This window comes from Pelotomaculum propionicicum, from assembly GCF_048984525.1.
Classification (GTDB): domain Bacteria; phylum Bacillota; class Desulfotomaculia; order Desulfotomaculales; family Pelotomaculaceae; genus Syntrophopropionicum; species Syntrophopropionicum propionicicum_A.
In genome coordinates, this window is record NZ_JBMGJC010000001.1 from 450,532 (window position 1) to 463,545 (window position 13,014).

Below are 13,014 nucleotides of genomic sequence, written 5' to 3' on the forward strand. Positions count from 1 at the left end.
CCTTTACTGTTTTTCTCTCATCATTTCAGCAGCTGCCAGCACCGCTTCCTCTATCTTAACGTAGCCTGTGCAGCGGCAGATATTGCCGGCAAGAGCCTTCTTAATCTCTTTGCTGGTAGGGCTGGTTGTTTTGTCCAGCAGCGCCTTTGAGGACATAATCATGCCGGGTGTGCAAAAGCCGCACTGGATCGCCCCCAGGTCCATAAAGGTCTCCTGTACGGGGTGAAACTTTTCGGGACTGCCGATACCCTCGATGGTTTCAACATTGGCGCCCATGGCTTTCATAGCCGGCACCAGGCAGGAATTCACAGCCTCACCGTCCATGATAATAGTGCAGGCGCCGCACTCTCCCTTGCCGCATCCTTTCTTTGTTCCAGTCAGCTCAAGCTTGTCCCTTAATACATCAACAAGCATATCTTCAGGAGAAACGGCTATTTCCACCACTTCACCGTTTAGTGTGAATCTAAGGATTTTCGAGCTCATAATAGACCTCCTATTAAAATTTATTTACATGAGCTCCCGGCATTTACGACAGCCTGTTCCAGAGCTCTTCTGACCAGCACGGGCAGCACGGATGTGCGGTATTCCTTGGAACCCCTCAGCGCGCTGCTTCTGGGGTTTGCATGCTCCAGCGCCGCCTGCGCGGCTTTTTCAATTACTTCCGTGGTAACCCCGGCGCCCTTCAAAATCTCTTCCGCGCTTAACGCCCGTACAGGTCCCGGGCCGACCGGCGCCATAGCGATGCGTGCCCACTGGAATTTGCCGCCCTCCAGCGCTACCATGGCCGCCACGTTCAGCATGGGCAGGGCCAGCGCGTTGCGCTGGTGCAGGCGTACAAAAGCACTTCCCTGATTTTTCAGGGCTGCCGGAAAGCTTACCCTGGTAACCAGTTGGCTGGCACTGTCAACAGTAGACTTGCCGACTCCGGCGTACGTTTTTTCCACCGGTACATACTCTGTGCCGCCGGCAGCGGCTATCTCCGCCGTCGCGCCAAGCGCCACCAGCGCCACAGCCGTGTCGGCGGCAGGCTGGGCGTTACAGACATTGCCGATTACAGTCGCTGAATTTCTAATTTGATATGAGCCTACACAACTTGCGGCATAGGCCAGGGCGGCCGCTTTTTCCTGGATGAGTTCCGAATTCGCGGCCTGGTTGTGGGTTACCGCCGCCCCGATCCGGATCATACCGTCCTCCAGGGTAATTTTACTCAGTTCAGGAATACGGGTGATATCGATCAGGCAGCTTGTTTTAATCTTACCTTCTGGAATATCCAACAGCAGGTCGGTGCCGCCGGCAATTACTCTCGCCTGCCCTTCATTGCTTTTCAAGAAGGAAACAGCCTCACTTATAGTTTCCGGAAATAGGTAATCCTGCAGCATAAATTAACCTCCTCGTAAAAAATTTCTAACTATCGCCGTTCAGATAAGCGTGAATCGCTTTGGCCGCCGTGCGCCCCGCGCCCATGGCCAGGATCACGGTGGCGGCTCCGGTTACCACGTCGCCTCCGGCAAAAACACCCGGCTTGGATGTAGCCCCGGTCCCGGGATCGGCGACGATGTTACCTTTCTTATTGCATTCCAAACCTTTAGTTGTCCTGGGAACCAACGGGTTCGGCCCCTGGCCTATGGCCACCACGACAGTATCCACATCCATAACGAATTCAGAGCCCGGTATGGGGACGGGACTGCGCCGGCCGGAAGCGTCCGGCTCGCCCAGTTCGTAGCGCAGGCACTCCATGGCTGTCACCCAGTAGTCATTGTTGTAAATAATCCTGGTGGGGCTGGTTAAAAAGGAAAACTTGACACCTTCCTCTTCGGCGTGCTCAACTTCCTCGTGGCGGGCGGGAAGCTCGTTTTTAGAACGGCGGTACACAATCCAGGACTCTTTGGCGCCCAGGCGCAAGGCTGTACGGGCGGCATCCATGGCCACGTTGCCGCCGCCCAGGACCGCTACCTTGCTGCCTACCCTGATCGGAGTGTCGGCGTCGGGAAAGCGGTAGGCTTTCATTAAGTTAGTCCGGGTGAGAAATTCGTTGGCTGAATATACGCCGCAGGCATTTTCTCCCGGTATTTTCATAAAGTAAGGCAGGCCCGCCCCGGTGCCGATGAAGGCGGCATCATAACCACCGCCGTTCAGCAGTTCGTCAACCACGGCAAATTTGCCGACTACCGCGTTCACTTCGATGTTCACACCCAGGCTTTTCAGGTTGCTGATTTCAGTTTGCACTACCTTTTTGGGCAGCCTGAATTCAGGGATACCGTACATTAAAACTCCCCCGGGAACGTGCAGGGCTTCAAAAACTGTAACCCGATAGCCGAGTTTAGCCAAATCAGCGGCGCAGGTCAAACCGGACGGCCCCGACCCTACAACCGCCACACTTTTCCCTGTCGGCGGTTTCACCTGCTGGGTCATTACACCGTTAGCCAGTTCCCAGTCCGCGCAGTAGCGTTCAATGCGGCCGATCGCTACCGGCTCGTGCTTCTTGCCAAGGGTACAGAACTTTTCGCACTGGCTTTCTTGCGGGCAGACCCGGCCGCATACCGCCGGCAGGGCGTTCTTTTCCTTCAGCTTTTTAATAGCCCCGGCGAAATCCCGTACAGCAGCCAGACCTATAAAAGCCGGGATATCTACCTCCACCGGACACCCCTGGCGGCAGGGAGCGTTCTTGCACTGCAGGCAGCGGCTGGCCTCTGCCACAACCGCTTGTTCAGTATAGCCAAGGGCCACCTCGTTAAAATTTTTAGCGCGCAATATCGGATCCTGAGATGGCATCGGGTTTTTCTTTGGTTCAATAGTTTTTTTAGGTTTGCTTACTTCGGACACTATTTGCCACCCCCACAACCGCAGCCGCAATTATGCGAACCTTTTTCCATATAGCGGGCATGGGCAAGCTGCTCCTGCGGCTTGTAAATAACCGCCCGCCTGGCCATTTCTTCAAAATCCACCAGGTGCCCGTCAAACTCCGGGCCGTCTACACAGGCAAATTTGGTCTCGCCGCCGACAGTTACCCGGCAGCAGCCGCACATGCCGGTGCCGTCGACCATAATTGAGTTAAGGCTGACAATAGTCTTCAAGCCGTATTCCCTGGTCAGGCCGCATACCGCCCGCATCATCGGCAGGGGTCCTATGGCCACGCATAAGCTGGTATCCTTTTTCTCCTCGATGACCTCTCGCAGTAAATCAGTGACAAAACCTTTCCGCACATAAGAACCGTCATCTGTGGTCACCCGCAGTTCGCTGCAGGCCGACCTCATTTTTTCTTCCCAGAAGAGCAGTTCCTTCGTGCGCGCCCCCATTATCCCGATTACCTCGTTGCCCGCCTCTTTTAAGGCCCGGGCTATCGGGAAAACCGGGGCCACGCCCACGCCGCCGCCAACGCAGACCACGCGTCCATAGTTCTCAACATGCGACGGCAGGCCCAGCGGCCCCACAAAATCCTGTAAAAAATCCCCCTCGGCTAAAGCACCCAGCTCTTTTGTTGTTTTGCCGACTTCCTGAAAGACACAGGTGATAGTACCCATCGCACGGTCAAAGTCAGCGATGGTAAGCGGAATTCTCTCACCATCCTCATCCATGCGCAGGATAACAAACTGTCCTGCCAAAGCCTTTTTCGCGACCAGCGGAGCTTCGATCTCAAAAAGGTTCAGCGTCGGCGCCAACACTTCTTTTCTGACAATCCTGTACATATAAGTCCCTTACTCCCTCCTTTTGAAGTCTTTTAAAATAAACTTGAGCAAATAATATTCCAGGAAAAATGTTACTTTTTTTAGATCCGATACTAATTGACAGCTGCCGATTTATCAGGCTTTCCTGACTTTTCAAAAATTTGATATTAAGATTTGCCGGAGCAGAAGGCCGCCAAAAAAACGTCAGGCTGCCGATAAATCGGCAGCCTGACGTGTCTGTATTTCCCTTACAAATTCTATGGTGTTAATTTACAGGATTAAGGTAAAACATATATCACATGATTAACAAGATTATTAGGATTAACAAGATTTATACAATATTGTTTTATTAATTTACTATAATGATAGCTTGTTTTATTCTTTTTCGTTAAGCAGGTATCTCAAACCCCTTTGGCTTACGTTCAGAAGCCTGGCCGCTTCCAACCTGTTGTTGCCCGTTTTTTTAAGCGTTTTTTCTATTATATCTTTAATAATACTGTCTGCTTCACTTTTTAACAGGACTGAAACCTCTTTGATATCGATGCTTTCATTGTCCGGTATTACCTTGCGGACCCTTTGTGTCAGCTCGTGTATCGTTTCTTTCAGGTCCCGCCGGGTTAGGTTTTCAGACTGCTCTAAGCCACAGTGGAAAGAAATTCTTTTGGGCAAACAGTCAACACCCATGATATGCCCCTCCCTAATTGCCATAGCCCTGGCAACCGCGTTGGAAAGCTCTCTGACATTACCCGGCCAGTTATAATTTTGAATCAGTTCTCTGGCCTCGGAGCTGAATTCAGCTTTTCCCCGTACATCTTCCACCCTGCGGTTCTTCTCAATAAAATAGTTAACTAAAGGTTGTATGTCCATCCTTCGCTCTCGCAGGGGAGGTATGTTAATACAAACAACATCAAGCCGGTAAAGCAGGTCTTCCCGGAATGTTTTGTTCCTTGCGGCCTCGTGCAGGTTCTTGTTGGTGGCCGCGATTATACGCACGTCAGATTTTATCGGTTTTTCAGACCCTACCCTGAAGAATTCGCCGCTTTCCAGAACCCTGAGCAGTTTCACTTGTATAGCCGGTGATGCTTCCCCCACTTCATCCAAAAAAAGCGTCCCGTTGTGGGCAAGCTCAAATATGCCGTGTCTTAATCCCTGGGCCCCCGTAAACGCTCCCTTTTCATGCCCGAAAAGTTCGCTTTCCAGCAAGGTCTCGGTTAAAGCGCCGCAGTTAATGCCGATAAACGGGAAGTCTGCACGGGTGCTGTTGGCATGAATAAACCTGGCCAGGACTTCTTTTCCCGTGCCTGTTTCACCCTCTATAAGAATTGATATTTTCCTGGTGGCCACTTTTTTGCACAAAAGAAGTATGTTTTTTAACGGGCTGTCCTTGGAAGTGACTATACCGTAATCTGAAGCAAGTTTTTCAATTTCCTCATCGGCGAATCGCTTCTTATTCAATACCAGGTGCACTGCGTGGTCGATTATATCGTCGAGTTCATCCAACTCTTCAAACGGTTTTTCGATATAATCAAGGGCGCCCAGCCTCATAGCTTCCACCGCTGTCTTTACCGTGCTGTAACCGGTCATAATGATGACCTCGCACGCGGGGTTCGCTTCTTTTACCTCCTTGAGCAAAGTAATCCCGTCCGTATCGGGCAGCTTCAAGTCAACCAGGGCCAGGTCATATTTTTTATCCCTTAACAGCGCCCTGGCCTCCCTGCCGGAATTGGCCACATTTACCGGGTAACCTCTTTCCTCTCTCAAATAGTACTCAAAAAATGTACCTACCTCAACCTCATCGTCAATAACCAGGATCGCTGGTTTTCTCATGTTTCTCTCTCTCCTGTAGTGGTTAGTGTTTTTACCACTTGCCGTGATTTTTCTATACCGGCAGGATCAAGGAAAATGTGCTTCCGCAGCCGGGTTCGCTGGCTACATCTATTCTGCCGCCATGAGTCTGAGCTATCCCCAGGCTGACCGATAGCCCCAGCCCTGTTCCCCGGGTTTTTTCCTTGGTAGTGAAAAAGGGGTTGAAAATCTGGTTCAGAATGCCCGGTTTCATACCCTGTCCATTATCTGTCACTTTTATTATAACAGCAGGGCTTTTTGTTTCCGGGTCCTCAATCACATCTGTACAGATCTCAATCCTGCCCTCGCTTACACCTTCCAGAGCGTCACGCGCATTAAGCAAAAAATTGATGATTATTTGCTCCAGCTGCAGCTTATTGCCCATGATCACAGGTATACTGTTACTTATTTTTTTATCTATAGTTATTTTATTTTTTTCAATCTGGTAGGAAATGAGGTAAAGGCTGTTTTCAACAACATCATTTAATGAAACCGGCTCAAAAGTATAACTGTCCTGACGGGCGAAAGTTAAGAGGTTCTGAATAATCCGCCTGCTCCTCTGGCCGCAGTTTTTAATATCCTCCAACAGTTTATAATGTTTATCATCACCAGCGGTTTTTCTTAAAATCAAACCTGCGTTTCCGATAATGGCGGTCAGCGGGCTGTTTAATTCATGCGCCACTCCCGCAGCCATCTCGCCTATGGCCGCCAGTTTGGCCGACTGGAACAACTGGGACTCCATCCTTCTTTTAATCGTTACTTCATGGACATAAACCACCATGGCGGAAAGCTCGCTGTTTTCGTTATACACGGGATAAGCTGAGATATTAAATATTGACCTGGTCAACGGGTGGGTAACCTCCCGTACGGTAGACACACCGGTAGTAAAAGCCTCGACAGCGGGGCAAAGCTGCCGGTCGTCACCGCAGCAGGCAAGGAGATGGTAGCATTTATTCTCCCTGCGGTCGTTGTCGAGATTTTCCTGTTTATTGCATCTCAACACGTTAAATGAACGGTCAATCAGGAACAGTTGGTCTGGAACCGCTTTAAACGTTTCCTCCCACTCTCTTTGGCTCCTGGAAACTTCACCGTACAAGCGGGCATTATTGATACAAACCGCAAGCTGGTCGGCAAGCTGCTGGACGAAAATAAAATCATTCTCTGAATAAGCGTATGTCTTTTTACTGCCGAAATTCAGCGCGCCGATGGCCTCGTTATTTACCAGAAGGGGCGCCATAATCGCTGATTTTATATCAACCATTTGTAAATGGTCATCTTCCTGATATTTATGGGAATCATGCCAAATATCCTGCCGTAAAAAGCACCGTTTATCGCGTATAGCCTTCCAGGGAGCCGAATTGTGGCTGTGCAGCACCCAACCCTCCCCGAGGATTTCCTGTTCCTTGGGAATGCTCGCTTTAATAATCAACTGATCTTTTTCCAGCAAACAAAAGCTCAGCAAGTCATAAGACAGCACACTGCGCAGAGGGGCTGCCACTTCGTCGATAATTTCTTCATAGGTCATTTCCACGTTAATGCTTTTGGCTATTTGCTGAATGATTGCCATGCGGTAATTCTGCTTGGTCAATTCTTCTATGATTTTTTGCACGTCGTTCTCTGCCAGATCTTTGTTTGTTTTCGCCGCAGCTTCCTTGTATAAAGCCATTAAAGTAACCTCCCGCAGAAGCGCCATGTATCTATGTGATAGCCAACCTGAATTTAACCTATTTTTTTAATTATATCACTGAGTTGTATTATAAGTTGAACTTTCTGAATTATTTTTATCATATAGGTCCCATCATCAATTCTTCCATAAGAGGTCACAAAAAAGCAACAGCGCAGGAGTTATCTCCGCGCTGTTGCACTTAATTATTCAAATCCACTTGCAATGATGTTTAACTAATTTCCCTACTTACACTATGGATAATTGGAAAGTTACCCTATAATATATATTCTTTTATGGGAACCGTTTTTAACTTGTAAATTAAAGATGTCATATCGGCTGGCAGAGACGCCTCTAGCCGCATGTGTTCCTTTGTGACAGGATGGTTAAACTCCAGGCACCAACTATGTAAAGCCTGACGATTTATCAGATCTAAACTACCCCCGTATAGCTCATCTCCCATTAAGGGATGGCCGAGATGTCTCATATGGACCCTTATTTGGTGGGTGCGTCCTGTTTCTAACCGCAATTTGACCAGACTGCCGCTTGAGAAACGCTCTATTACGGTAAAATGAGTGATCGCTTCTTTACCTTGGGATGTTACTCCAAAGATAAGGGAATGATCATAGAGCCGGCCGATAGGGAAATCAATTATTCCAGAATCCATAGTTATTCTGTTATGCACCACTGCCAGGTACTCCCTCCGGCACATGCTGTTTTTCATTTGCACGGAAAGCTGATGACAAATGTAACTGCTTTTGGCGATTAAGATAACTCCGGAAGTATCTTTATCCAACCGGCTGACCGATCTGAATTTACTGTTATGTCCCTGCAACTGCCAATGGTAAATGACGCCGTTAGCCAGGGTATTCAGAACATGATATGAAAGCGGGTGTACCAGCATATCAGGTGGTTTGTTCACTACCAGGATGTGGTCATCCTCAAAGAGAATATTCAATGGTATATCCTGGGGTATTACCGGTTGATCGCCATCATCCTGAAGATTTACCCGGATTAAATCGCCTTCTTTCACCAGCGCATTCAAACGAACTGTTTGCTCGTTTACCATAAGTCCGGCACTGCGTTTAATCCTTCGCATTTCACCACGGGATAATTTCAGACAGCTCCTGAGTATCTGTGAGACCTTTTGATTATCATAATCGTTTGTTACCCTGTACTCGATGTGCGTATTAGTAGATTCCATACAGTTATCATATCATTTAGATATATTTTTAGGAAATCTAATGCAAATTACTATTCTTGAGGTTCGCCGTAAGAAATTTTGCTGAACCCCCAGCCGTTCCACTGCCAGACGCCGGCTTCCCTCACCCCGGGATCGGCATAGTCGCCTTCCGTTACAATAAGCTCGTTTTTGCCGTCTCCGTTAAGATCTGCCAGAGCCGCTTGGTAATTCGGCCGGTCCAGGTTGGACGACTGCCACACGGGTTTAAAGGCGCCACCAGCCAGTTTAAAGATAAAAAGATGGTTCTTGATGCTCATGTCCTCCCGTGTAATCCAAAAAGGCTTATGCGGGCCAAAACTGCCTGATTTCCAGACCAGCAAATTTAGCTCAAAGATGCTGTCATTGTCCGCATCACCCAGGAAAAAGTCAGATACCCACCATTCATCCGGCGACTCCCAGATTGTTTGGGAGGCGGCTGCGACCCTTAACTTTCCGTCCTGTAAAGTATAATCTTCACAGGCGCCGTCCCGGTCCAAGTCAAAATGCCGGTCCTTGACCAGCCTGTATTCCAGCATGGGTTTACGGTTATAGAAGGTGTACTTTTTGCCCTCCCTGAAAACCCGGTTTTCCTGATCCCAGGCGGGTACAGCCTCCTTTGACAGTTTCAGCCCCGTGTTTGCCAGGGCCGTTTTTGCTTCTTCACCTTCTAGAACTTGCGGCTGGTCCTGGTCATTGATGAAAACGGGCAGGAACTCAATCTTCTCTATCCCTTCACGGGTAATGAATATTTTAGCCGTCAGACCAACACGGGTAGCCCGGGACCACTTCTGGTCAAAGACGAAATTGCCCAGGCTGTACAAGATATATTTACCTTTATATTTCTCTATCTTCTGCACCACATGGGGGTGATGCCCGAGAACAAGGTCAGCCCCGGCGTCGACCGCCAGGCGGGCCAAACGGGTTTGGGCAAGGTCCGGCGCAGGCTCATATTCCGTACCGGCGTGCATGGACACCACCACGAAATCGGCCTTCTCCCCGGCATCTTGCACGGCCGCCCTCACCTTTTCCGGCTCGCCAAAGGCGACGCCGGGATGCTCAGCGCCGGCCAGGTAAGAATCCGGCACAAGGGCCGGATCTGCAAAGGCCAGAAAAGCCAGTTTAATGCCTTTTACTTCAATGATTTTCGAAGCTAGAGCTTCAGCTTCGGTTTTTCCGGCGCCTATGTGCCCCACACCTGCCCGGTCAAGGTATTGCAGGGTATCCAGCAAGCCCTGAAAGCCAAAATCCGCCATATGGTTGTTGGCCAGGGAAAGGACCGTAAAGCCGGCCTCTCTCAAGGCTGTTTCCACTCCGGGATCGGCGCGCAGGGTCATTTCCGGCATCATGATTTCCCTGCCAGGCGTAATCGGGTTTTCCAGGTTGCCGAAAACAATATCGCCGCACCTCAAATAATTTTCCATCAATAAAAAGGGGTGGTGCGGATTATCCCCGTGTTTTCTGATTTCCCCGGCCACACCCCGCGAGAGCATAATATCCCCGACAGCCACCAGGCAGACAGGATCTTGTGCGGCCGGAAGCTTCAGCTTTTTCTTTCGGAAAGCTGTAAAGTCCTCAGGTGAGCCGCCATCCGAAGCTCCCGGCCTGATAAAAAGATATCCCAGGCTGCCGATTATGATAACTATGGTGATAATCAATAATTTTTTCTTCATTGAGCAATAAAGGATTCAGTCCATAAGGGCAACGGGGGAACCTGCCCGTCGTTCAACATCCTGTGCCACCTGGTATCCGTCAATTTGTCATCCAGCGGCCAGGGGAACTCATAATAGGAATACACTCCACCCAGGGCAATCCTTAATTTACCGTCTACCGGCACAACAGCGTAGATCTCGAAAATATTGCCTGTCGCTTCTTCCAGCACCTGCCCGCCGGAAGGATTATTGGCCACATCTCCCACCAGGGCAGCCGGCCGGTCAAAAATCGCGGAGCGGTGGTCGATGCCCTCGTCACGCAGGGCTTCCAGCCAGAAGTGCTCCAGTTGGCCGCCATAGGAGCGGATTAAATCATATTCCTCGTCTGTTAACGGCGTATTGGACAATTCCTTTTCAGAGATGGTTTTCAAGGCCAGGATCAGCGTCTCCATCCTGCCCAGGCTTTCCTTGTCCCGTTCATTTAATAGTCCGCGCGCCTGCAGGCCGTCCCCGGTCATTTTCACCAGTGAGGCCAGGCGGGCATATAAATAAGGGTTGGGCTCCACATAACCACGGTCATCAATATTCCCCCCGCCGCCACCTGCCTCGGCGTAAACCGGTTTGGCGTATAAAATGGTGTCGTGTTTCAATTCAGCCCAACTGCCCAGGTAGGTATTGAGCTCTTTTCTGGCCCAGGCGGCATTCCGCATGAAGGAGGGATACCCTTCCGGTTTTTCCTGTATCAGGGGCATAAGCGTATAAAGCCAGTTCCAATAAAGGTTTTGGTTCCAGGTCTCTTTGTCCAAACCGGTGATGTACTCTTTCATTTTAGCCATGTTTTCCGGGTAGTTCCGGTAATCCGTATCACCCAGAGACTGTGCTATCTTGTATGCTTCCGTTGAACCCATGGCGGCGGGGATGTCCATGCCCCTGGGCAGTACCCTGGTTTCACCCCGGCTGTTTTCCTTAACTTCCGGGTATAACAGTCGTTGGAAAACAGCAGCGTCGATGGTAAACCGCTGTCCCATAAAACGAAAGCCTTTGATCTCCCTTTCCCGTTCAGCCGGCGATGTCGCGTAAATGGCAGGCATGGAGATTATGGCCGGCGGCTCCAATTCTCCGGCCGCTTCCGAGAATTCATGCCATTTTTCCGGGCTGGCAGCCACTGTCTGCAGACCGGCGCCCGCACCGTAAATTTTTTCGACCAGTTCTTTAAACTGATCATAAGAGATATCGTCGCTTTTGCCTACAAAAAAGTTGGTGGTTGCATAGATCCTGTCCCAGATCTGCCTGTTTTCACCGCTATTCAGAGCCAGGGTGATTAAGGCGGCGGACCTGGTCTCATCTTCGTTTTTCAGGCGAAAGGTCATCCTGCCGTACCACATCATGGATTTAAAATAGTTTTGCAGCAGCTCAGTCCTCTCGTAATGCCCACGCGGTATGTACTGTGAATAATCCTCTTTGAGAGCGTTAACAGGATCATCGCTCCCGGCGGTGTTCATCAGCGGCGATACGGCAATACCCTGGTGGTTGTCAATCAGGGCCAGCTCTTTTTCCACCACATCTTTTACAACCGGCGGGACGGAAATATCCGGATCCATGAGTTTGCCGGCCACAGCAAAAAAGCCGGCATTTCTCCGGGCGGCGTTCTCCCAGTCAGTACCTTTCACAGCCTCGTACTGTTTTAGAGACTGGGCCAGCATTACTTTGTTCAGCTCCTTCAGCTCCGGAGCCAGTTTCTCGCTTTCCACCACCCTGAGCAGGTGATCGAAAAACAAGTGGTAGTTGTGTAAAACGGAATCAGTGGTGATAAAAAGCGGCACCGGTTCATAGCGGTTTCTTTCGTATAGTGAAAAAAATTCTTTTTCGTATCGGTTGGGAACCACCACAAAGCCGTTTTTGATCAAAAGTTCTGCAGCTGACGGAGAGAGGGTAAACATATCTTTGTTAGTGATATTGCCCAGGCCGGGGTCCACTTGATAAGGTTTAACGGCGGGAGCCGCGTTTACCGGTACCTCCACATATTCGGCAAAACTGAAGGCCATTGCAACTCCCGCTGGTTGGGAAACTTGCTCCGCAGCCTTTTTCCCGCCTGGCCCGGATTGGCTGGAACAGCCGCATATTGCGCCCAGCAGAAGAAGCATAGCTAAACCGCTAGTGATCAAATTTTTTATTAAAATCACCTCATTTCTTTCTTGTCCTTTTCAGACCCTGTATTTCTCATACATTACTGTATCCTCAAGCGGTTTTCTCTCGGTTTTATGGCGGTCAGGACTCATAAAGCCACTAGCAGGATACTATGGATAGCACAAAACTGCTGGCGCAGTGGTTTACCAACATTGTACTTAGCTCAATACCTCGGTAGTCTGCTTTGCTCCTGGTAGAACTTCTCCACCCCGATCTCCTTCATGCGCCGGTTGAAGTTCACCCACCGCTCCTGAATCTGGGGGTCTATCTTCTTGGAGCAGGGGAATTCTCCGCACTGGAAGCAGAAATCAACCCCTTTTTCACGAGTGCATACACCAGCAACGCACTCGATAGGACAAAGCACATTATTCCCCCGGCATCCGCTGCATGCAGCCTGGGCGAATGACTTCAGCACCTCTTCAAACTGGGGGTAGCCAGCGAACACCGGTTTTATGTCCTCCTTCACTCTAGCCACACGGAGGTAACCGTTCAAAAGTTCGACCAACCGGACGCTAAGTTTCTGGATCTCCCCACTAGCGTAATCGGCACAACGGGAGCAGTCCAGCCCGCACGGAGCAAGCCGCCTTACCGCTTCTTCATATTCCATGCATGGCCACTCCTTAAAATACTTTTAACCAAAGAAAACCATCTAAAAATATGGATAGCACAAAACTGCTGGCGCAGTGGTTTACCAACATTGCACCTATGCCCTTCTTTATCCACACTGCTGAAAATTAGAGTAGTGTTTTTTCACGGTCACGCCTCTAAAATATTCATAGTGCC

At 49.8% G+C, this 13,014-nt stretch carries 10 protein-coding genes; all 10 read right to left on the reverse strand.

The window, feature by feature from the left end:
- Nucleotides 1–3 precede the first annotated feature (3 nt).
- The 10 genes from ACOBQJ_RS02295 to ACOBQJ_RS02340 all read right to left on the reverse strand — a co-directional run bounded on the left by ACOBQJ_RS02295 (nucleotide 4) and on the right by ACOBQJ_RS02340 (nucleotide 12,838).
- Nucleotides 4–483, reverse strand: coding sequence for a (2Fe-2S)-binding protein (locus tag ACOBQJ_RS02295; RefSeq protein ID WP_421070092.1), 480 nt, complete (start codon nucleotides 481–483; stop codon nucleotides 4–6).
- Between the two features lie 20 nt (nucleotides 484–503).
- Nucleotides 504–1,379: an FAD binding domain-containing protein gene (locus ACOBQJ_RS02300; RefSeq protein WP_421070093.1), complete on the reverse strand. Its 876-nt coding sequence runs from the start codon at nucleotides 1,377–1,379 to the stop codon at nucleotides 504–506.
- Nucleotides 1,380–1,404: 25 nt separating this feature from the next.
- The gene (gltA, locus tag ACOBQJ_RS02305) at nucleotides 1,405–2,772 is read right to left on the reverse strand and encodes an NADPH-dependent glutamate synthase (RefSeq protein ID WP_421070116.1); all 1,368 of its coding nucleotides are present in this window, start codon (nucleotides 2,770–2,772) and stop codon (nucleotides 1,405–1,407) included.
- Between the two features lie 50 nt (nucleotides 2,773–2,822).
- Nucleotides 2,823–3,686 carry a sulfide/dihydroorotate dehydrogenase-like FAD/NAD-binding protein gene (locus ACOBQJ_RS02310; protein ID WP_421070094.1) on the reverse strand — a complete coding sequence of 288 codons (864 nt, stop codon included), beginning with the start codon at nucleotides 3,684–3,686 and terminating at the stop codon, nucleotides 2,823–2,825.
- Between the two features lie 354 nt (nucleotides 3,687–4,040).
- On the reverse strand, nucleotides 4,041–5,492 hold the full coding sequence (locus ACOBQJ_RS02315) for a sigma-54-dependent transcriptional regulator (RefSeq protein ID WP_421070095.1): 1,452 nt from the start codon (nucleotides 5,490–5,492) through the stop codon (nucleotides 4,041–4,043).
- Between the two features lie 52 nt (nucleotides 5,493–5,544).
- Entirely contained in the window at nucleotides 5,545–7,176 is a 1,632-nt protein-coding gene (locus ACOBQJ_RS02320) for an ATP-binding protein (protein WP_421070096.1), read from the reverse strand.
- Between the two features lie 274 nt (nucleotides 7,177–7,450).
- Nucleotides 7,451–8,377 carry an RluA family pseudouridine synthase gene (locus tag ACOBQJ_RS02325; RefSeq protein ID WP_421070097.1) on the reverse strand — a complete coding sequence of 309 codons (927 nt, stop codon included), beginning with the start codon at nucleotides 8,375–8,377 and terminating at the stop codon, nucleotides 7,451–7,453.
- A gap of 50 nt (nucleotides 8,378–8,427) precedes the next feature.
- The gene (locus tag ACOBQJ_RS02330) at nucleotides 8,428–10,065 is read right to left on the reverse strand and encodes a CapA family protein (RefSeq protein ID WP_421070098.1); all 1,638 of its coding nucleotides are present in this window, start codon (nucleotides 10,063–10,065) and stop codon (nucleotides 8,428–8,430) included.
- A complete protein-coding gene (locus ACOBQJ_RS02335; protein WP_421070099.1) occupies nucleotides 10,062–12,188 on the reverse strand; it encodes a DUF3160 domain-containing protein in 2,127 nt (708 codons plus the stop codon). Before ACOBQJ_RS02335 ends, ACOBQJ_RS02330 begins: the two co-directional genes overlap by 4 nt.
- A 206-nt stretch (nucleotides 12,189–12,394) precedes the next feature.
- The gene (locus ACOBQJ_RS02340; RefSeq protein WP_421070100.1) at nucleotides 12,395–12,838 is read right to left on the reverse strand and encodes a DUF3795 domain-containing protein; all 444 of its coding nucleotides are present in this window, start codon (nucleotides 12,836–12,838) and stop codon (nucleotides 12,395–12,397) included.
- Nucleotides 12,839–13,014 lie beyond the last annotated feature (176 nt).

What these genes read in the sequence shown, in the direction of transcription:
- ACOBQJ_RS02295 (WP_421070092.1), bottom strand. Translation starts at nt 483, where the DNA reads ATGAGCTCGAAAATCCTTAGATTCACACTAAACGGTGAAGTGGTGGAA.
- ACOBQJ_RS02300 (WP_421070093.1), bottom strand. Translation starts at nt 1,379, where the DNA reads ATGCTGCAGGATTACCTATTTCCGGAAACTATAAGTGAGGCTGTTTCC.
- gltA (WP_421070116.1), bottom strand. Translation starts at nt 2,772, where the DNA reads ATGCCATCTCAGGATCCGATATTGCGCGCTAAAAATTTTAACGAGGTG.
- ACOBQJ_RS02310 (WP_421070094.1), bottom strand. Translation starts at nt 3,686, where the DNA reads ATGTACAGGATTGTCAGAAAAGAAGTGTTGGCGCCGACGCTGAACCTT.
- ACOBQJ_RS02315 (WP_421070095.1), bottom strand. Translation starts at nt 5,492, where the DNA reads ATGAGAAAACCAGCGATCCTGGTTATTGACGATGAGGTTGAGGTAGGT.
- ACOBQJ_RS02320 (WP_421070096.1), bottom strand. Translation starts at nt 7,176, where the DNA reads ATGGCTTTATACAAGGAAGCTGCGGCGAAAACAAACAAAGATCTGGCA.
- ACOBQJ_RS02325 (WP_421070097.1), bottom strand. Translation starts at nt 8,377, where the DNA reads ATGGAATCTACTAATACGCACATCGAGTACAGGGTAACAAACGATTAT.
- ACOBQJ_RS02330 (WP_421070098.1), bottom strand. Translation starts at nt 10,065, where the DNA reads ATGAAGAAAAAATTATTGATTATCACCATAGTTATCATAATCGGCAGC.
- ACOBQJ_RS02335 (WP_421070099.1), bottom strand. Translation starts at nt 12,188, where the DNA reads ATGCTTCTTCTGCTGGGCGCAATATGCGGCTGTTCCAGCCAATCCGGG.
- ACOBQJ_RS02340 (WP_421070100.1), bottom strand. Translation starts at nt 12,838, where the DNA reads ATGGAATATGAAGAAGCGGTAAGGCGGCTTGCTCCGTGCGGGCTGGAC.